The following is an 18,357-nucleotide window of genomic DNA, read 5'->3' as shown; positions in this document are numbered from 1 at the left end:
TCAATTCCACTGTTTAGACGAACGAAATTGCGCGCACAGAGTCATGCTCGGCCTATTGCTGATACAACGCGCGAGTACGTTGCAAGACGATGATTCTCATGGCCTGCATGAAATCGTCACGATGCAGCGCACGTTTTCGCGTCGCTCGCGTTGTGGCAACGCGCAGTGCCTTCCACACTCGGCTGGTTTTCGTGGGGTGTCATCGCGAGCAGGTTCCGTAGCTTTCTCTCGCGCCGTTCAAGGGTGACTTTTACTGCAATGGCATCGTGTCGCCAGCATGGCGACGCGACGGGCGAATTCGTCTTACGCACAGCGCGAATCTCAAAGGAGGCCATGCGGGGGAAACAGCTGTGGCTGATCGAAAACGGGGGGCTTGTTCTCAATGGATCGCATCAGGGAGACATTGCATGAAACACGAGCACCTGAACCTGCTGGGGGCCATGACCCTGGTCCTCGCAGGCATGCCGGTGGTGGCATCGGCACAATCCAATACCGCACAAAACGCAGCGCTGGCAGGCATCAACACGGCCGAAGCGCCCAGGGTGACCCAGACGGTCGACAGTCGAGCGACATCGACTTTGCAGCGCAGTCACTTGAGTCTGGTTGATCGCACCACGCCGACCAAGGTGGTGGACGATGCGGCCGCCATGAATCACATGAACCTGATCCTGCAACGCAGCGCCAAGCGCCAGGCGGCGCTGGATGCACTGATGTCCGCCCAGCACGATCCGGGCTCGGCAAAGTTCCGTCAATGGCTGACGCCCGATCAATTCGGGCAGACTTTCGGCGTGTCCGACGCGGACATTGCCGCCACGACCGCGTGGCTGAAATCGCAGGGCTTCACGGTCAATGGCGTCTATCCGAACAAGATGCAGATCGACTTCAGCGGCAACGCGGGGCAGGTGAAGCGCGCGTTCCACACGCAGATGAACCACTACACCATCAACCAGGCGGCGCATGTGGCCAATGCCAGCGACATCAGCATTCCGCAGGCGCTGCAAGGCGTGGTGGCGGGCGTGGCCGGCCTCAACGACATCCATCCGCAGGCACAGCACACGGCGCCGAAGCTGGGTCAGTTCGATGCGAACTCGCAACGTTTCAAGGTACAGCAAGCCAAGACGGCAGCCGTTGGCCTGACGCCACAGGCGGTCAACTTCACCAATGGTTCGCGCGGCCTGGTGCCGTACGACATGGCGAAGATCTATGGCACCGACAAGCTCTACGCGAGCGGCCTGACCGGTAGCGGCATCACCATTGCGCTGGTCGAGGACAGCTCGATGGTGCCCGATGACTGGACCAACTTCGTCAGCCAGTTCGGGCTGACCAGTTACGGCGGCACCTTCCAGCAGATCCAGCCACAGGCCACCGGCTTTACCAACTGCATCGACCCGACCATCAACTTCCCCGGCGAGGACGACTTCGAGGCCTTGCTCGATGCCGAATGGTCGACGGCGATGGCGCCGGGCGCCAACATCTGGCTGGCGAGCTGCGACGATTCAAACTCCACCAACTTCTTCGGTGGCGTGGTCACGGCGGCGACCAATCTGATCAATGGCACGAACCGGCCCAACATCATCAGTGCCAGCTATGGCTATGGCGAGGGCTTCGTCGATGCGCCGAGCAAGGCGGCGATCGACCTGATGTGGGCGCAGGCGGATGCGGAAGGTATCTCCGTGTTCGTATCCAGCGGCGACTCGGGTTCCAACCCGAGCTTCAACGGCTTCTTCATCAATGGCGCGGGCATCGATGCCAATGCGTTTGGCACCTCGCCCAATGACACCGTGGTCGGCGGCACGGATACGGCCGATATCCTCGACGGCAGCACCAAGAAGTACTTCAGCTCGACCTTCAACGCGCAGTACGGTTCGGCGCTGTCGTATGTGCCGGAAATTCCGTGGAACGAATCCTGCGGCAACGAGGTGGCAGCCAAGTCGCTGGGTTATGCGACGTCGCTGGCGTTCTGCAAAGCCTATCTGCAGTTCGATCCCTACGGTTACTACATCACCTCCGAATCGGGCAGTGGCGGCCCGTCCTCGGTCAATGCCAAGCCGGCCTGGCAGCGCCTGGTCTACAACACCGCCAAGGATCAGTCGCGCGACGTGCCTGACGTGGCGTTGTTCGGTGGTTCGTACGGCGGTTCGACCTGGGTGATCGTGTGCTCCTACTACTATCCCTGCACACCGGGATTCACCGGCAGCACGGCACTGATCGGCGGCACCTCGCTGTCCTCGCCGATGTTCGCCGGCATCCAGGCCTTGATCGACCAGGGCCTCGCGGCAAAGGGCTTGTCGCCGAACCAGGGCAATGCCGCGCCGACGCTCTACACGCTCGCCGCCGATGAGTACGGCGGCCCGAAGGGCACGCCGCCGGCCTCGCTGGCGACCTGCAATTCGGACAATGGCGCCAAGGGCACCGGCAAGTGCGTGTTCCACAATGTCACGCGCGGCAGCATCGCCACCCAGTGCGTGCAACAACTGCCGGACGTGGTGACGCCTGACTGCTACTACTACGGCAACCTGCCCAACTCCTACCTCGGTCCGATCCAGGTGGGTCTCACCTCGAGCAACGCCAACAAGTACAACGCGAATACGGAAGCGTTTGCGGCGCAGGCGGGCTGGAGTTTTGCGTCTGGCCTGGGCTCGGTCGACGCCAACAATCTGCTGAAGGCGTGGAAGGCCTTCGTCAATGTGAAGTAAGGGGAGTCCCTCAGCATCCCCGGCGTTGCGCCGGGGATGTTGTTGTCAGGCTGCCTGCGACAGCGGCAGCGGCTGGTCGCGCAGCGCCGCAAGCAGGCGTGCGCAGGCTTCGCGACGCAGCATCTCGCGGCGGCGGAAGGCGGAACGATGCTTGCTCTCGACCTGCAGTTCGCTGCGCTCGGGTTCGGCGGTCGGCAGGGCGAAGAAGCCGTCCGGCTGCAGCACGCCCTGGCATTCTTCCCAGAAGCTGTCGTAGTCGGCCTTGATCTTGTCCGCTTCGCCCGCGAACGGATGCGCCAGGTTGCTGACGCCGCGGATCTGCGTGGCGCCGGCAAACGAGCCAAAGGCCAGCAGCAGCGAATGCAGCAGATTCTTCGGCCGCAGCCCGTAGCACTGCTTGGTCAGCTCGCGCACTGCTTCGCGCCCCAGCTCGGCGGCAGCGCCCTGCAGGCAACCGATCAGCAGCGTGCGGCCCTCATCGGTGATGCTGAAGATGGCCGACGACAACACCTGGCCCTGCGTGTTGCTCAGGCACAGCGCCAGCTCGCCTTCGCGGCTGCGACCGGTCGGGCGGCGTAGCTCCAGCTGGAGTTCGCTGCCGTCCTTGAGCGCCAGCGTTCCCCATCGATAGCGGCCATGCAGGTAAACCGCATCGACCATCACCGCAGGCAAGTGGCCAAACACGAAGCGATAGTGCTGGCTGACGATGGCCATGCGCTCGGCCCGACCGACCCGGCGATTGATGTAGTGATGGTGCCAACGCTCATGCAGGCGTGGGTCGCGCGCCAGGATGGAGGTAAGCCGCGGCGACCCATACAGCTCGGCCAACCACGCCGACTGCCGACGGGCCATGCGCACACTGCGGGCAAGGTATTTCAGGCCGGCGGCGAGGCGCTTTGAGGGCGAGCCACGCCAATCGCGGCGTTGGCGCAGCGAGCGCAGAAACAGCCGGAAAGTCATGTTGGGGGCGGTCGTGGGGATAGTCGGCCGTCTTTTTACCTGTCCTGACTGTCATTTATCTGTCAGCGAACAGGACGGCTTCTTGCAAGGCTTTAGTAGACCGAGGGGCTGCCTTCCGGGCGGGTCTTGAAGCGCTTGTGTACCCACAGGTATTGCTCGGGCGCGGCGCGCACCATGTCTTCGATGCACACATTGACGCGTGCGGTGTCGTCCAGCACATCCTTGCTGGGCAAAGCTTCGAGCGGGGCGCCCAGCTTCAGCGCGTAGCCCGCATTGCCGGGCAGGCGGCGGTGGTAGAACGGAATCACCACGGCACCGGACATGCGGGCCAGGTGATGGGTCGCCGTGATGGTCGCCGCCGGCACGCCGAAGAACGGCACGAACACATTGTCCTTGCTGCGCATGTCCTGATCGGGCGCATACCAGAGCGTGCCGCCGTTGCGCAGGTGCTTCACGGTGCCGCGGATATCGTCCTTCTCGAACATCGCCTCGGCGTAATCGAGTCGCGCGCGCAGCACCACCCACTCGAACACCGCCGAGTCCATGCGACGATACATGCCGGAAATGCGGATGCGCTGCGAGACCAGCCGCGCGCACAGCTCCAGGTGCGAGAAATGGCCGCCCACCAGCAGCACGCCCTTGCCCTGCGCGCGCGCTGCTTCGAGATGCTCGAGACCTTCGATGGTCACCGGCACGTTGGCGATGGCGCGCTCACTGCCCATCCAGCCCAGCGCGAACTCCGCCATCATCAGGCCGATATCGCGCAGGTGCGCATCGACCAGCCTGGCCTGCTCCTGCTTGGACAGTTCGGGAAAGCACAGTGCGATATTCACTTCCGCCACGTGCCGCCGCGGCGAGGGCACGCGTTGCACCAGCCAGCCCAGTCCGCGGCCAAAGGCCATCAGCCAGGGTCGCGGCAGGCGGGCGATCAGCCAGATCACGCCGGCACCCAGCCAGGCGGGCCAGTGCGTGGGCGAGAGCAGGGAGCGGGTGAAGCTGGGACGAGGCATGCCGGGCATTGCCCGCATTGTAGGGAACTAGCCAAAACGAGGCGAGCCGCTGACCAGGGTCAAGGCGCATGGGCAGGCCGGTGCGCCCGAGCCGATATACTGGCGCACCGCGATCGCTAGGCTCTCCGTTGCGCTACATCTACACCCTCGCCATGTATCTGGTCACGCCGCTGATCGTGTTGCGGCTGATGGCGCGTGGCGTGCGCTATGGCGACTACCACAAGCGCTGGCGCGAACGCTTCGGCTTCTTCGAGGCCTCGGGCGTCACCGGCAGCCTGTGGGTGCACGCCGTGTCGGTGGGCGAGGTCAACGCGGCCGAGCCGCTGATCAAGGCCTTGCAGGCGGATTATCCGAACGCGCCGCTGGTGGTGACCACGGTGACGCCGACGGGCTCGGAGCGGGTGCGCCAGCTGTTCGGCGACAGCGTGTTCCACGTCTATCTGCCCTACGACCTGCCGTTCTCGGTATCGCGCTTCCTCAAGCGCGTGCGGCCGCGCCTGGCCATCATCGTGGAAACCGAAATCTGGCCGAATCTCTACCTGGCCTGCCGGCGCCGCAGCATTCCGTTGATGATCGTCAATGCGCGCCTGTCCGAGCGCTCGCTGCGCGGCTACAAGCCCCTGGGCAACCTGGTGGCGCAGGCCATGCGCTGCGTCTATCAGATCGCCGCCCAGTCGCGTACCGACGCGTCGCGTTATCGCGCCCTCGGCGCCGACCCGGACAAGATCGTGGTCACCGGCAACATGAAGTTCGATATGCCGGTGCCCTACGACGCCGAACGCAAGGGTGAAGAGCTGCGCCAGCAATGGGGGCATCTGCGTCCTGTGTGGATCGCCGGCAGCACGCACGAAGGCGAAGAACTGCCGGTGCTCGAAGCCCACCTGGAAGTACTCACGCGCTGGCCCGATGCCTTGCTGCTGATCGCGCCCCGTCACCCCGAGCGCTTCAAGCTGGTGGAAAACTCCGCGCGCAGCCTGGGTTTCATGGTGGGCACGCGCAGTGCCGACCGTGTGCCGTCGGCGGCGCACCAGGTCTTCGTGATCGATGCGATGGGCGAGCTGATGCCGTTCTACGCCGCCTCCGATCTCGCCTTCGTCGGCGGCAGCCTGGTGCCGATCGGCGGCCATAACGTGCTCGAACCGGCCGCGCTGTCCACGCCCGTGCTGGTAGGTCCCAACACCTTCAATTTCGAAGAGATCACGCTAACGCTCATCCGCGAAGGCGGTGCCTCGCGCGTGAACAGCGCCGAGGAACTGGGTCCGGTGGTGCTGCAGCTGTTGCGCGATCCGCCGCAGCGCGAACGCATGGGCGATGCGGCACGCATCGTGTTCGACAGCGAGCGTGGCGCTGTCAAGCGCGTGATGGGCATGATCGACGATCTGCTGCAGGAATAGACGTCCAGACGTCTGCGACATCCAGACGATAAAGGCCGGGACATGCCCGGCCTTTTCATTCCTGCTCACGCGATGCGCGTTACTGCAGCATCGAGTTGACCATTTCCACGTCTTTCACGTCGATCGAGCCGGCCGACTGCTTGAGCTGCAGCTGATCAAGCACCAGCTGGTGGCGCGACTGCGAGTAGCTGCTCTCGGCCTGGGTCAGGGTCTGAATCGCGTTGAGCACGTTCAGCATGGTCTGCGTGCCCACGTCGAAGCCGGCGCGGGTGGCTTCCAGCGCTTTCTGGCCGGAGTCGACCGAGGCCTTGTTTGCTTCCACCTGGCTGATGCCGGCCGACACGGAACGATAGAAGTTCAGCGTGGTGCGAACGACCTGGCGGCGAGCGGTTTCCAGCGAATCCTGAGCCGCATCGCGCTGATAAATCGACTGACGCACGCGGGACTGGGTGGCGCCACCGGCGAAGATCGGCAGGTTCAGCGTCAAGCCTGTCGTGTTGCCGTAGCTGCCATTGCCTCCGCCGTTGTCGTAGCTGCCGTTCTCCAGCCAGGATGTCGATGTGCTGCGCGATACCGAGGCGTTGATGGTCGGCAGATGCCCCGCCCGCGCCGCATTGATGCTGTGCTCGGCAGCGCCGACCTTGGATTGACTGGCCTGCACCGTGGCATTGGACTGGAGCGCTGCTTGTACCCAGGCCTCGGGATCGCTTGGGTTGGGCGGAACCATCGGCAGGTCCTCGCGTAGTTTCTTCAGCTCGCCAACCGGCTTGCCGGTGATCTGGGTGAGCGTCTCCCTGGCATCGCTGAGTGCATTGAGGGCCGCGATGGTCCGTGCCTTGGCCAGCTCGTAATACGACTTGGCCTGATAGACGTCCGTGACAGCAGACAGGCCTACCTGGAAGCGTTGCTCGGCCTGGTCATAGGCCGCTTGGTAGGCGTCTTCGTTGGCCTTGGCGAACACCAGCGCATCCTGGCTGGTGAGTACACCGAAATACGCCGCAGTCACGCGCACATAGAGGTTCTGTACCGCGGCGACGTAGGTGGCGTCCTGCGAACCGGCGAGCGACTTGGCTGCGGACAGGTTGGCCCATTGGCTCAGATCGAGCACCGATTGGGTGAGGGTGAGCGATGGCGTGCGAGTGCGCTTATGGCCGCTCGAGGTCAATGCACCCGTGGTGCCCGTGCTGACAGACGCGCACGGGGAGGTGCTCGAGCCAGTGCCCGCACCGGAGCAGAGATAGTTGCCGGCACTCCCGCTGGCGCGAGATTGTTGGTTGAGCTTAAAGCCTCCGTTGAGCTGCGGTAGCATCAAGGCGCGTGCTTGCGTAACGCCTTCACTGGTGGCGAGCCGGGTCGCTTGCGCCTGCGACAGCACCGGGTCATTGGCGCGTGCTTCCCGGTAGACATCCAGCAGGTCCTCGCCATGCCCGGGCAGCGGAAGCGCTGACAAGACCAAGGCGAGCATCCGAAGCTTTTGGCGCATGGCGTACCTCAGGGAAAGCATGGGCATCTAACGGAGTTTTCTGAAGCACGGCAGGCCGGGTTCGAACGCGCTTCGTGGGCAGCTAGCAGGCCCTGCGCCAGGGATTGGCCGGATATCCAGCTCCTGCGAGCCGAGGTTGCGCTGAGCAAATCAAAACGCTGCTCTGGCGAAAGGCGATTCAAACCTAAGCTCAATGGACTCGGAAATCGGATTGCAGATACGCCTGACGTGAGCGTTGTTCGCAGAACCACGTCGTTGGATTTCCGAACCGACACCAGACGGACGCAAAAGAAAAGGGCCGAGGAAATCCTCGGCCCTTGCGTAGCTCAATGCTGTTCGATGCGACTACATCACTGCAGCATCGAATTGACCATTTCCACGTCTTTCACGTCGATCGAGCCGGCCGACTGCTTGAGCTGCAGCTGATCGAGCACCAGCTGGTGGCGCGACTGCGAGTAGCTGCTCTCGGCCTGGGTCAGGGTCTGAATCGCGTTGAGCACGTTCAGCATGGTCTGCGTACCCACGTCGAAGCCGGCGCGGGTGGCTTCCAGCGCCTTCTGGCCGGAATCGACCGAGGCCTTGTTCGCTTCCACCTGGCTGATGCCGGCGGCAACCGAGCGATAGAAGTTCAGCGTGTCGCGAACCACCTGGCGGCGCGTCGATTCCAGCGAATCCTGGGCTTCGTCGCGCTGGTAGATCGACTGGCGTACGCGGGACTGGGTGGCGCCGCCGGAGAAGATCGGAATATTCATCGAGATGCCGACCGTGGTGCCATAGGCGCCATTGCCGGGCACGTTGTAGTTGCCGTGCTCGAGCCAGGTGGTGTCCTTGCCGCGCGACACGGAGGCGTTGATGGTCGGCAGATGGCCGGCGCGAGCCGCGTCGATGTCGTGCTCGGCGGCCTGCACGGTGTACTGGCTGGCATGGATGCTGGCGTTGGACTGCAACGCCGCCTGCACCCAGGCGTTCGGGTCGGCCGGATTCGGCGGCGTCAGCGGCAGATCCTCGCGCAGCTTCTTGAGCTCGCCCACCGGCTTGCCGGTGATCTGGGTGAGTGCTTCCTTGGCGTCGTTGAGCGTGTTCTGCGCGGCCACCGTCTGGGCCTTGGCCAGTTCGTATTCCGACTTGGCCTGGTAGACGTCGGTGATGGCAGACAGGCCCACCTTGAAGCGCTGATCGGCCTGGTCGTAGGCCTGCTTGAAGGAGTCTTCGCTGGCCTTGGCGAATATCAGCGCATCCTGGCTGGTCAACACGCCGAAGTAGGCCGTGGTGACGCGAACATAGAGGTTCTGCGCCGCGGCGTCGTAAGTGGCGTCCTGCGAATGCGCGGCGGATCGCGCAGCTGCGAGGTTGGCCCACTGGCTGAGGTCGACAATCGTCTGGCTCAGCGTGGCGGATATGTCGCGGGTGCGCGAATGGCCGTAGCTGGAACCCGTGACCGTGCCATTGGCAATGTTGTTGCCCGCCGACTGCTGTTGCAGCCCGTAGCTGCCATTGAGCTGCGGCAACATCAACGCACGCGCCTGGGCAACGCCTTCGCCGGTAGCAAGGCGCGTGGCTTCCGCCTGCGACAGCACCGGGTCATTGGCGCGGGCTTCTCGGTATGCATCCAGCAAGTCCTCGCTGTGGCCGGCCAGCGGCAATGCCGACAGGGCCAGGGCGAGGGTCAGAAGCTTCAAGCGCATGGGTTGCCTCATGTATGGGGAAATAGGTTCAAAAAACGAAGCGACGCGGCGGCTCGGCGTGCTTCAAATAGGGCAAGTCGGTCTCAAACAGCGATTCTTCGCGGTAGCGACCATTGCCCTCGTGGGTGAGCAGCAGCACGTGCTGCACCGGCGACTCGCCGCGCACCACCAGCAGGCGACCACCGGGCTTGAGCCAGCCCAGGAAGCGCTGCGGAATCTGGTACACCGCGCCGGTGACAACCAGTGCATCGAACAAGCCGTTCGGCTGCCAGCCGTTCACCGCTTCGCCGACTTCCAGCGTCACGTTGGCGATGCCTGCGCCCGCCAGGCGCTGGCCAGCGGCGGTGACGAAATCGGCATGGATGTCCAGGCTGGTCACGTGACCAGCGAGCTTGGCCATGCAGGCGGTCAGGAAACCCGAACCCGTGCCGATTTCCAGCACCTGGTCGTTCGTGGTCAGTTCCAGCGCCTGCAGCACGCGGCCCTCGACCACCGGCTTCATCATCACTTCGCCATGACCCAGCGGCAGGCACAGGTCGGCAAAGGCCAGCTTGCGGTGCTCGGGGGCAACGAAGTCCTCGCGGCGCACGCTGCCCAGCACGTCGAGTACGCGGGCATCCAGCACCTCCCAGGGGCGCACCTGGTTTTCCACCATGTTCACTCGCGCCTGTTCGAAGTTCATCGCCATGTTGCTTAGGTCCTAATGCGAATCGGAAAAAAGGCTAAAAAGGATAAGCGCTTAGCCACGTTCCGACAATGTGCAAAGCCTGCGGGTTCGTCCCAACGACACGAAGTGCCGGAAGTCATCGCGCTTGGTTGACGGAAGTCATGCGTGGCGCGGTGTCCGCGGACACTTCGCCATGCCAGGTTACGCACTACGTCGATGCTTCCCCGTACGCGCGGCCACCGTCTGACCAGGGAGTCGCGTGAGTGCATCTTGCATGGCCTGATGCAAGGATGCGTCAAGGCGCTGGACACGGGCCTGCGGCGAGAGGCCGCCGCGACTCTGTGCCGCGACCTCCAGCCAGGCCAGCCAGCGGGCGATACGGCTGCGTTCGGTGAGGTCGAGCCCGGACAGCGCGGCGCGCGCCACAAAGGCCGCCCGACGGGCCTCCGCCTTGCCTGGTTCCAGCCAGCAGGCAAGCGAACGCTGGGCGAGTCGATACGCCGGGCTGAGGGAAAGTTCTGCGATAGTGGTGGACATAAGGGAAGCCGTGTATCTTGGCCATGGAAAATAACTAAACCGTCGCGTATACTAAACCGGCGTTATCCATTTGTGAAGCCATTTGTGAAGGTATAGCCATGAGCACGATCCCGCAGACCAAGCCTCAGGGGCCCGGCCGTCCCAAGGACATGGAAAAGCGCGCGGCGATCCTTGAGGCCGCCAAGGGCCTGTTCATCCGCAACGCCTTTGCCGGAACCAGCATGGATGCGGTGGCGGCAGAGGCTGGCGTGTCCAAGCTCACCGTCTACAGCCATTTCGGCGACAAGGACAACCTGTTCCGCGAGGTGATCCGCGCGCGCATCCAGGACCTGATCCCCGAAGACACCTACCATTACGACCCGGCCGAAGACATCCGCGTCGCGCTGGAGCGTATCGCCCTGCATCACGTCCGGCTCGACTGCGACGTGCAGAACGTGGGCACCTTCCGCGCCATCCTCAGCGACTGCCGCCAGGGCAACCCGCGCTACGGCAAGCTGCTCTGGGAAGAAGGCCCGGATCGCACCAATGGTCTGATGAAACGCCTGCTGCAACAGGCGGTTGACGACCGCAAGCTGGATATCGGCAACGTCGCCCGCGCCGCCGGCCAGTTCATCTCCCTGATCAAGGGCGAAATGCTGTTGCGCCGCATGTTCGGCTGCGAAGAGTGCGCCCAGTCCTACGCCGCGGAGCTGGAACAGACCGCCCGCGATGGCGTGGACATGTTTCTGCGCGCCTATCTGCCGCGCTGAGACCCCCTGATTCACCTCGTCCGGAGGCCGCGCACTCGCGGCCTTCCCCCGCTTCGTGCTCAAATAGCAGCTTGAGGCGGGGGTGCCGGCAACAAGTCGGCTGAGAGAGTCCCTTCGAACCTGATGCGGCTAGTACCGCTGTAGGGAGCTTCGCCGCATGCCGTAAGGGCATTGCGTCCGGCGCCGTCCGCTTTTGTTGATGCGAATGTCTTCGCAAAGCCCCGCGCACCTGCTGCGGGCTCCTCACAAAAGCCAAGTCCCCTCGGGGACCGCTGTCACCCCGGACGGACACAAGCCGATGAATGCCCTCCCCAACGATCTCGCGCGCGCCGCGCAGGAACTCTCCGAAGCCGTGACGCGCCCGATCCCGGGCTCGCGCAAGATCCACGTGCAGGGCAGCCGCCCGGACATCCAGGTGCCGCTGCGCGAAATCTGCCAGGCGCAGACGCCGACCCTGTTCGGCGGCGAAGAGAACCCGCCGATCACCGTCTACGACACCTCCGGCCCCTACACCGACCCCGACTACAAGGTGGACCTGGTCACCGGCCTGCCGGCGTTGCGCGCGGGCTGGATCGCCGAGCGCGGCGACACCGAGCAGCTCAGCGGCCTGAGCTCCGCCTTTGGCCGCCAGCGCGCTGCCGACCCCAAGCTCGATGCCTTCCGCTTCACCGCGACGCGCGCGCCGCATCGCGCCAAGGCCGGCGCCAACGTGACGCAGATGCACTACGCCCGCCAGGGCATCGTGACGCCGGAGATGGAATACATCGCCATCCGCGAAAACCAGCGCATCGAAGCGCTGCGTGAAAGCGCGCTGCGCACGCAGCATCCGGGTGAGGCTTTCGGCGCTGCGTTGCCCAAGCTGATTACGCCGGAGTTCGTACGCGACGAAGTCGCCCGCGGCCGCGCCATCATCCCGGCCAACATCAACCACCCGGAAGCGGAGCCGATGATCATCGGCCGCAACTTCCTCACCAAGATCAACGCGAACATCGGCAACTCCGCCGTGTCCTCGGGTATCGCCGAGGAAGTGGAGAAGCTGGTGTGGTCGATTCGCTGGGGCGGCGACACGGTGATGGACCTGTCCACCGGCAAGCACATCCATGAAACGCGCGAGTGGATCATCCGCAATTCGCCGGTGCCGATCGGCACGGTGCCGATCTACCAGGCGCTGGAGAAGGTCAACGGCGTGGCCGAAGACCTCACCTGGGAAATCTTCCGCGACACGCTGATCGAGCAGGCGGAGCAGGGCGTCGACTACTTCACCATCCACGCCGGCGTGCTGCTGCGCTTCGTGCCGCTGACCGCCAAGCGTGTCACCGGCATCGTCTCGCGCGGCGGTTCGATCATGGCCAAGTGGTGCCTGGCGCATCACAAGGAAAACTTCCTCTACACGCATTTCGAAGACATCTGCGAGATCATGAAGGCGTACGACGTGTCCTTCAGTCTCGGCGATGGCCTGCGTCCGGGCTGCATTGCCGACGCCAACGATGCCGCGCAGTTCGGCGAGCTCGATACGCTGGGCGAGCTGACCCAGATCGCCTGGAAGCACGACGTGCAGGTGATGATCGAAGGCCCCGGCCACGTGCCCATGCAGCTCATCAAGGAGAACATGGAGCGTCAGCTGGAGAAGTGCCACGAGGCGCCGTTCTACACGCTGGGGCCACTGACCACCGACATCGCGCCGGGCTACGACCACATCACCAGCGCGATCGGCGCGGCGATGATCGGCTGGTTCGGCACCGCTATGCTCTGCTATGTGACGCCGAAGGAACACCTGGGCCTGCCCAACAAGCAGGACGTGCGCGACGGCATCATCGCGTACAAGATCGCCGCGCACGCAGCCGATCTGGCCAAGGGTCATCCGGGTGCGCAGGTGCGCGACAACGCGCTGTCGAAGGCGCGCTTCGAGTTCCGTTGGGAAGACCAGTTCAACCTCGGCCTCGATCCGGAAAAGGCCAAGGAATTCCACGACGAGACCATGCCCAAGGATGCCCACAAGAGCGCGCATTTCTGCTCCATGTGCGGCCCGAAGTTCTGCTCGATGAAGATCACCCAGGACGTGCGCGACTACGCCGCGGAGCACGGCACCGGTGAAGAGTCGGCGCTGGAAGAGGGCATGGCGGAGAAGTCGGCGGAATTCCGTCTGCAGGGCTCTGAGGTGTATCACAAGGCTTGATGCTTCACCTCGCGCCTGAGGTCGTCGCCGCCGGCGCGAGGTAGGACGCCCTGTGGGAGCGCACCCTGTGCGCGACAGCAACGCTGCGATGTAACGCTCCGTTGGTTTGTCGCGCACAGGGTGCGCTCCCACATGGGTTCCCAGTGGATGGGCGGCCTCACATCCGCATCGCTTTTTTCACCTGCGTTTCGCGCGTCGCCACCTACGGTGCAGGTTCGCCCAGCCAGCCCGATGGAGCCGCGTCCATGGCAGCCAAGCCGTTCCTCTCCGATATCGAAACCATCCGCAAACGCGCCCGCGAACATATCGACAACGGCGCGATCACGGCCGGTTATGCCGCCGATCGCGCGACCGTGGTCAAGATACTCAACGAAGCGCTGGCCACCGAAATCGTCTGCGTGCTTCGCTACAAGTATCACTACTACATGGCCAAGGGCATCCACGCCAAGAGCGTGGCAGCCGAGTTCCTCGAACATGCAAACGAGGAGCAAGGGCACGCGGATCTCATCGCCGAACGCATCACCCAGCTCGACGGCGCACCGAACTTTTCGCCCGACGGACTGCTTTCGCGCAGCCACGCCGATTACGTGGAGGGCGACGACCTGGTCGACATGATCAAGGAAGACCTGGTGGCCGAGCGCATCGCCATCGACAGCTACCGCGAGATCATCAGTTACCTGGGCGCGGCCGATCCGACCTCGCGCCGCATGATGGAAGGCATTCTTGCGATGGAAGAAGAGCACGCCGAAGATCTTGCGACCCTGCTCGACAACCTTGGCAAAAAGGGCGAGCCGGCCAAGCCGGCCAAGGCGCGACCCGACAAGAAAGCCACCAAGCACTGAGCACAAGTCATCCCGCAGGCGGATACGTGCGTTGGATAGACTTGTTGCACCGGGAGACGCGCCATGCCGACCACGGACAACGCCCGCCAGGGACATGGGCTACTGAGGGCTGTGCTGACCACGCTCGCGCTGGGCGTGCTGCTGGCCAGCGTCGTGATGGCCTGGTGGGTTCGCCAGGCCGATGAAAGCGCCAGCATGACCGGCCAGGCGACCGTCTCATCCGACGATGCGGGCCGCACGCAAAGCTGAAGCGCCAAAAGAAAACGCCGCCCGGAGGCGGCGCTTTTGGGCTTGAATCAGGCCTTCTTGTCGGCCTGGTAACGCTCGATGCCCGCTTCGATTTCGGCCTTCGCCTCATCGGCGCCGACCCAGCCTTCGATCTTCACCCACTTGCCCTTCTCCAGGTCCTTGTAGTGCTCGAAGAAGTGGCCGATGCGCTCCAGCCAGTGGCCGGAGACGGACTTGATGTCCTTGATGTGGGCGTAGCCGGCAAAGATCTTTTCCACCGGCACCACCACCAGCTTTTCGTCGCTGCCGGCTTCGTCGGTCATCTTCAGCATGCCCACCGGATGGCAGCGGATCACCGAGCCCGGCACCAGCGGCAGCGGCAGGATCACCAGCGCGTCCAGCGGATCGCCGTCGCCGCCCAGGGTGCCCGGCACGTAGCCGTAGTTGCAGGGGTAACGCATCGGGGTCGACAGGATGCGGTCCACGAAAATCGCGCCACTTTCCTTGTCCACCTCGTACTTGACGGGCTCGGCATCCTTGGGGATTTCGATGATGACGTTGATTTCGTCCGGAACCTTGCGGCCGGCGGGTACGAGATGCAGACCCATGAGCGTGTCCTTAGGCTAGTCAGATGCAAAGACTTGAAAGGATACGTCAAAAACCGCGGCATCGCAGCCGCAGGGCGGTCTCACGCCCAGTTGCAGTTCAGCGTGAGACCGTCAGCGGGCCATGCTCAGGCCTGGTAGGGTCGCTCGCGTAACCACTTGGTGGCGATCCATTTTTCGCCCTTGAGTACGGGCAGGCCAGCATGCAGCGAAGCCTCATCGCCGGTGTCGTAAGCGAAATAGACGGCTGAACCGCGCATCGCGGTCACGGTGAGCCCGATGTGCGGAAAGGCCGTGCCGCCGCCTTCCTCCGGCGTATTGAGGTACATCACCACGCTGGCGATGCGCTGGCCGCCGCGCGAGGTCACGGCCGAATAGCCCGGCTGGTCAGGATTGAACCAGTCGAAATGCGGCTCGTATTCCTGGCCTGGCTGGTAATGCAGGATCTGCAGACCCTCGCCGTGACTCACTGGAATGGCGAGCAGGTCGGCAATGCGCTGCTCGATACGTTGCACCAGCGGCGTCTCGCCGATGGCGAAGAACATGCCCTGGCTGGTGCGGCGTTCATCGGTCTGGTGGCGTCCTTCGACGTCGACAGTGAGCGAGCGCGCCAGTCTCGGTTTCGCTTCAGCGACCAGCTCGTCGCATTCGTCCAGGGTGAGCAGGTTCTCCAGCACGCGCACGACGGGCGCATCGGTGCTCACCGCAATGCGCACGGGATGGCCGTTGACGGTCTCCACCGGCGCTTGCGGATGGCGCGTGCGCAAGCCCACCACCTTGGCCTTGGATGCGGCCATGACCGTGGCCAGCGGGATGTTCAGCACGCGCGCGACGATCTGACGGCTTTGCTCGCCGCCATAGCCAGCGTCCTTGAGCATCTTCAGCAGGTCGCTGAGACTGACGCCGGAGCGGCTGGTGGAAACAATCCATTCGCGCAGTTCGGGACGTATCGTGTGATGGTTCATGCGTCAAAAAGAGCGGCGCCGGCTCGGGCCGGCGCCCCATGTTACGCAGGACGCGCGCTTACTTCACGTGATCCCACAGGTAGGTGTAACCGAGCGCGTTCATGAAGGCCGCCTGCTTGTTGTCCGCCGCCGCGCCGTGGCCGCCCTCGATGTTCTCGTAGAAGCTGGTGTTGTAGCCGAGCGACTCGAGTTTGGCGGCCATCTTGCGTGCGTGCACCGGGCCCACGCGATCGTCGCGGGTGGAGGTGGTGAACAGCACCGGCGGATATTTCTGGCCGGCCTTCGCGTTGTAGTAAGGCGAGAACGTCTTGATCCAGGCCCACTCCTGCGGCTTGTCCGGATCGCCGTATTCGGCAATCCACGAAGCGCCAGCCGACAGGTGCGTATAGCGCTGCATGTCGAGCAGAGCCACCTGGCTCACGATCGCGCCATAGAACTGCGGGTACTGCGTGAGCATATTGCCCATCAGCAGGCCGCCGTTGCTGCCGCCCATCGCGCCCAGGTGCGCGGGCGAGGTGATCTTGCGCTGGATAAGGTCTTGCGAGACCGCCGCGAAGTCTTCGTAGGCACGCGGGCGATTCGCCTTGAGCGCTGCCTTATGCCAGCGCGGGCCGTATTCGCCGCCGCCGCGGATGTTGGCAATGACGTAGACGCCACCCTTCTCCAGCCACGCGCGTCCCACGCTGCCGCTATAGGCAGGCTGCATGGAAAGCTCGAAGCCGCCGTAGCCGTACTGCAGCGTGGGATTGCTGCCGTCGGCCTTGAGGTTCTTTGGCGCGATCTCGAAGTAGGGCACGCGGGTGCCGTCCTTGGATACGGCGAAGTGCTGGCTCACCTCGTACTTCGACGCATCGAAGAAACTCGGGCTGTGCTTGATCGCCTGCGCCTCACCCTGGCCCAGGCTGCCGTAGTACAGCGTGGTGGGCTGCAGGAAGCCGGTGACGGTGAGGAAGTAGTCGTCGCTGGTGTCGTCATCAACGCCGCCGGCGGCGATGGTGGACAGGGCTGGCGCGCCGCCCAGCGGTTCGCGTTTCCACGCGCCGTCGCCTGGGGTGAGCACCTCAAGCCGGTTCACCACGTTGTCCATCACGTTGAGGATCAAGTGATGGCGCGTCCACGAATACGCGTCCAGCGCCGTGCTGTCGGTAGGTTCGAACAGCACGGTGAGCTCGCGCTTGCCGGCCATGTAATCGTCGAATTTCGCCGCGATCAGCGAGCCGGACTTGTAGGTCTTGCCGCCGACGGTCCAGTCGTTGCGCGGTTCGATCAACAGCCACTCACGATGCACGTCCGTATTGGCGTCGTTGGGCACGTCGATCTTGGTGAGCTTGCCGTCCTTGCCGCGTAGATAGGTTTCGCTCTCGTAGAAGGCGATCTGGCGCACCACGAAATCGCGCACGAAACCCGGCGTGTTGTCGCGCCCCGCGGACACCGACATGTCATCGTCCTTGGCGTCGTAGACGGTGGTCGCGCTCGACAGCGGCGTACCGCGCTGCCATGCCTTGACGATGCGCGGATAGCTCGATTTGGTCATCGAGCCCGGGCCGAAGTCGGTGGCGACGTAGAGGTGATCGTTGTCCATCCACGACACGCGGCTCTTCGCTTCGGGCAGCTCGAACCCGCCTTTCACGAATTGCTTGTCGGTGAGGTCGAACTCGCGCACCACGTCCGCGTCGGCGCCACCGCGCGAGAGCGAGACCAGGCAGCGCTGGTAGTCGGGCTTGAAGCAATCGGCGCCGTGCCAGACCCAGTTTTCCTTCTCCGCGGCGGCGAGCGCATCGAGATCGATCACCGTTTCCCAGGCAGGCTTGTCCTTGCGGTATTCATCCAGCGTCGTGCGGCGCCAGACACCCTTGGGGTGATCCTTGTCGCGCCAGAGGTTGTAGTAGTGATCGCCGATCTTGCTGACCATCGGAATGCGCTCGTTGGAATCGAGCACTTCGAGCAGGCGCGCATCGAGTTGCTTGAACTCGGCGCTGTCGGCGTAGCCCTTTACCGTCTGGGCATTCTGCTGGCGAACCCAATCGAGCTGCTTGCTGCCGTCGATGTTTTCGAGCCAGAGGTTGGGGTCCTGGGCGGTGGGGGTGATGTGGTCGGCGGCGTGGGTCATGTTGTTTAGTGTGAGGCTCAGCGCGAGTGCCAGCCAGAGTGTTTTCTTGGGTGCCATGCGATTTCCTTGGATGCCGCTACAGGGGGGTGTTCGCCTCAACGTTTCATCTTTGCAGCTATGCGGGCGCGCTCCGGTTTGCCTCGTCATTCCTGCGAAAGCAGGAATCCAGTGACTTTTCGCTTCGATTGTCGCGATACCGCCCGCGTGCCGCCTACGCGGCGGGCGTTTCGAACGGCTGCCGCCGCTCGAG

At 63.9% G+C, this 18,357-nt stretch carries 15 protein-coding genes and 1 riboswitch; of the genes, 6 read left to right on the top strand and 9 right to left on the bottom strand.

Annotated elements, in window-relative coordinates; all coding sequences use genetic code 11:
• Positions 1–407: 407 nt before the first annotated feature.
• Complete coding sequence (locus Y882_RS01990; protein WP_046970202.1) at positions 408–2,696, top strand: S53 family peptidase; 2,289 nt, start codon at positions 408–410, stop codon at positions 2,694–2,696.
• A gap of 45 nt (positions 2,697–2,741) precedes the next feature.
• Here the strand turns inward: Y882_RS01990 and Y882_RS01985 are convergent, their stop codons facing one another.
• Together Y882_RS01985 and lpxL are read right to left on the bottom strand one after the other, a co-directional pair.
• The gene (locus Y882_RS01985) at positions 2,742–3,656 is read right to left on the bottom strand and encodes a VirK/YbjX family protein (RefSeq protein WP_046970201.1); all 915 of its coding nucleotides are present in this window, start codon (positions 3,654–3,656) and stop codon (positions 2,742–2,744) included.
• A 92-nt stretch (positions 3,657–3,748) separates the two neighbouring features.
• On the bottom strand, positions 3,749–4,666 hold the full coding sequence (gene lpxL / locus Y882_RS01980; protein WP_244466159.1) for an LpxL/LpxP family Kdo(2)-lipid IV(A) lauroyl/palmitoleoyl acyltransferase: 918 nt from the start codon (positions 4,664–4,666) through the stop codon (positions 3,749–3,751).
• Positions 4,667–4,794: 128 nt separating this feature from the next.
• Between lpxL and waaA the strand changes: the two genes are divergently transcribed.
• Entirely contained in the window at positions 4,795–6,060 is a 1,266-nt protein-coding gene (gene waaA / locus Y882_RS01975) for a lipid IV(A) 3-deoxy-D-manno-octulosonic acid transferase (protein ID WP_046970199.1), read from the top strand.
• 79 nt (positions 6,061–6,139) lie between these two features.
• Here waaA and Y882_RS01970 read toward each other — a convergent pair whose 3' ends face one another.
• The 4 genes from Y882_RS01970 to Y882_RS01955 all read right to left on the bottom strand — a co-directional run bounded on the left by Y882_RS01970 (position 6,140) and on the right by Y882_RS01955 (position 10,432).
• Complete coding sequence (locus Y882_RS01970; protein WP_046970198.1) at positions 6,140–7,543, bottom strand: TolC family outer membrane protein; 1,404 nt, start codon at positions 7,541–7,543, stop codon at positions 6,140–6,142.
• Positions 7,544–7,893: 350 nt separating this feature from the next.
• Entirely contained in the window at positions 7,894–9,228 is a 1,335-nt protein-coding gene (locus Y882_RS01965; RefSeq protein ID WP_046970197.1) for a TolC family outer membrane protein, read from the bottom strand.
• 28 nt (positions 9,229–9,256) lie between these two features.
• The gene (locus tag Y882_RS01960) at positions 9,257–9,916 is read right to left on the bottom strand and encodes a protein-L-isoaspartate O-methyltransferase family protein (protein ID WP_046970196.1); all 660 of its coding nucleotides are present in this window, start codon (positions 9,914–9,916) and stop codon (positions 9,257–9,259) included.
• Between the two features lie 180 nt (positions 9,917–10,096).
• A complete protein-coding gene (locus Y882_RS01955) occupies positions 10,097–10,432 on the bottom strand; it encodes a hypothetical protein (protein ID WP_046970195.1) in 336 nt (111 codons plus the stop codon).
• 98 nt (positions 10,433–10,530) lie between these two features.
• Between Y882_RS01955 and Y882_RS01950 the strand changes: the two genes are divergently transcribed.
• The 4 genes from Y882_RS01950 to Y882_RS01935 all read left to right on the top strand — a co-directional run bounded on the left by Y882_RS01950 (position 10,531) and on the right by Y882_RS01935 (position 14,448).
• On the top strand, positions 10,531–11,181 hold the full coding sequence (locus Y882_RS01950) for a TetR/AcrR family transcriptional regulator (RefSeq protein ID WP_046970194.1): 651 nt from the start codon (positions 10,531–10,533) through the stop codon (positions 11,179–11,181).
• A gap of 68 nt (positions 11,182–11,249) precedes the next feature.
• Positions 11,250–11,345, top strand: a riboswitch (TPP riboswitch).
• Positions 11,346–11,479: 134 nt separating this feature from the next.
• Entirely contained in the window at positions 11,480–13,357 is a 1,878-nt protein-coding gene (gene thiC, locus Y882_RS01945) for a phosphomethylpyrimidine synthase ThiC (RefSeq protein WP_046970193.1), read from the top strand.
• A gap of 245 nt (positions 13,358–13,602) precedes the next feature.
• Positions 13,603–14,199 carry a ferritin-like domain-containing protein gene (locus Y882_RS01940; protein WP_046970192.1) on the top strand — a complete coding sequence of 199 codons (597 nt, stop codon included), beginning with the start codon at positions 13,603–13,605 and terminating at the stop codon, positions 14,197–14,199.
• Between the two features lie 63 nt (positions 14,200–14,262).
• Positions 14,263–14,448 carry a hypothetical protein gene (locus Y882_RS01935; protein ID WP_046970191.1) on the top strand — a complete coding sequence of 62 codons (186 nt, stop codon included), beginning with the start codon at positions 14,263–14,265 and terminating at the stop codon, positions 14,446–14,448.
• Between the two features lie 47 nt (positions 14,449–14,495).
• On the opposite strand, the gene ppa is transcribed toward Y882_RS01935, so the two are convergent.
• The 3 genes from ppa to Y882_RS01920 all read right to left on the bottom strand — a co-directional run bounded on the left by ppa (position 14,496) and on the right by Y882_RS01920 (position 18,107).
• Positions 14,496–15,035, bottom strand: a complete 540-nt coding sequence (ppa, locus tag Y882_RS01930; protein WP_046970190.1) for an inorganic diphosphatase — start codon at positions 15,033–15,035, stop codon at positions 14,496–14,498.
• A gap of 125 nt (positions 15,036–15,160) precedes the next feature.
• Complete coding sequence (locus Y882_RS01925) at positions 15,161–15,997, bottom strand: 2OG-Fe(II) oxygenase (protein ID WP_046970189.1); 837 nt, start codon at positions 15,995–15,997, stop codon at positions 15,161–15,163.
• Between the two features lie 58 nt (positions 15,998–16,055).
• On the bottom strand, positions 16,056–18,107 hold the full coding sequence (locus Y882_RS01920) for a prolyl oligopeptidase family serine peptidase (RefSeq protein ID WP_046970253.1): 2,052 nt from the start codon (positions 18,105–18,107) through the stop codon (positions 16,056–16,058).
• Positions 18,108–18,357 lie beyond the last annotated feature (250 nt).

The organism is Dyella japonica DSM 16301 (assembly GCF_001010355.1).
GTDB classification, from domain to species: Bacteria; Pseudomonadota; Gammaproteobacteria; order Xanthomonadales; family Rhodanobacteraceae; genus Dyella; species Dyella japonica.
The sequence above is the reverse complement of the archived record's forward strand: the minus strand, read 5'-3'. Positions and strand labels throughout refer to the sequence as shown.

What these genes read in the sequence shown, in the direction of transcription:
- Y882_RS01935 (WP_046970191.1), top strand. Translation starts at nt 14,263, where the DNA reads ATGCCGACCACGGACAACGCCCGCCAGGGACATGGGCTACTGAGGGCT.
- Y882_RS01990 (WP_046970202.1), top strand. Translation starts at nt 408, where the DNA reads ATGAAACACGAGCACCTGAACCTGCTGGGGGCCATGACCCTGGTCCTC.
- Y882_RS01965 (WP_046970197.1), bottom strand. Translation starts at nt 9,228, where the DNA reads ATGCGCTTGAAGCTTCTGACCCTCGCCCTGGCCCTGTCGGCATTGCCG.
- Y882_RS01960 (WP_046970196.1), bottom strand. Translation starts at nt 9,916, where the DNA reads ATGGCGATGAACTTCGAACAGGCGCGAGTGAACATGGTGGAAAACCAG.
- ppa (WP_046970190.1), bottom strand. Translation starts at nt 15,035, where the DNA reads ATGGGTCTGCATCTCGTACCCGCCGGCCGCAAGGTTCCGGACGAAATC.
- Y882_RS01985 (WP_046970201.1), bottom strand. Translation starts at nt 3,656, where the DNA reads ATGACTTTCCGGCTGTTTCTGCGCTCGCTGCGCCAACGCCGCGATTGG.
- Y882_RS01920 (WP_046970253.1), bottom strand. Translation starts at nt 18,107, where the DNA reads ATGACCCACGCCGCCGACCACATCACCCCCACCGCCCAGGACCCCAAC.
- Y882_RS01970 (WP_046970198.1), bottom strand. Translation starts at nt 7,543, where the DNA reads ATGCGCCAAAAGCTTCGGATGCTCGCCTTGGTCTTGTCAGCGCTTCCG.
- lpxL (WP_244466159.1), bottom strand. Translation starts at nt 4,666, where the DNA reads ATGCCTCGTCCCAGCTTCACCCGCTCCCTGCTCTCGCCCACGCACTGG.
- Y882_RS01940 (WP_046970192.1), top strand. Translation starts at nt 13,603, where the DNA reads ATGGCAGCCAAGCCGTTCCTCTCCGATATCGAAACCATCCGCAAACGC.
- Y882_RS01925 (WP_046970189.1), bottom strand. Translation starts at nt 15,997, where the DNA reads ATGAACCATCACACGATACGTCCCGAACTGCGCGAATGGATTGTTTCC.
- Y882_RS01955 (WP_046970195.1), bottom strand. Translation starts at nt 10,432, where the DNA reads ATGTCCACCACTATCGCAGAACTTTCCCTCAGCCCGGCGTATCGACTC.
- Y882_RS01950 (WP_046970194.1), top strand. Translation starts at nt 10,531, where the DNA reads ATGAGCACGATCCCGCAGACCAAGCCTCAGGGGCCCGGCCGTCCCAAG.
- thiC (WP_046970193.1), top strand. Translation starts at nt 11,480, where the DNA reads ATGAATGCCCTCCCCAACGATCTCGCGCGCGCCGCGCAGGAACTCTCC.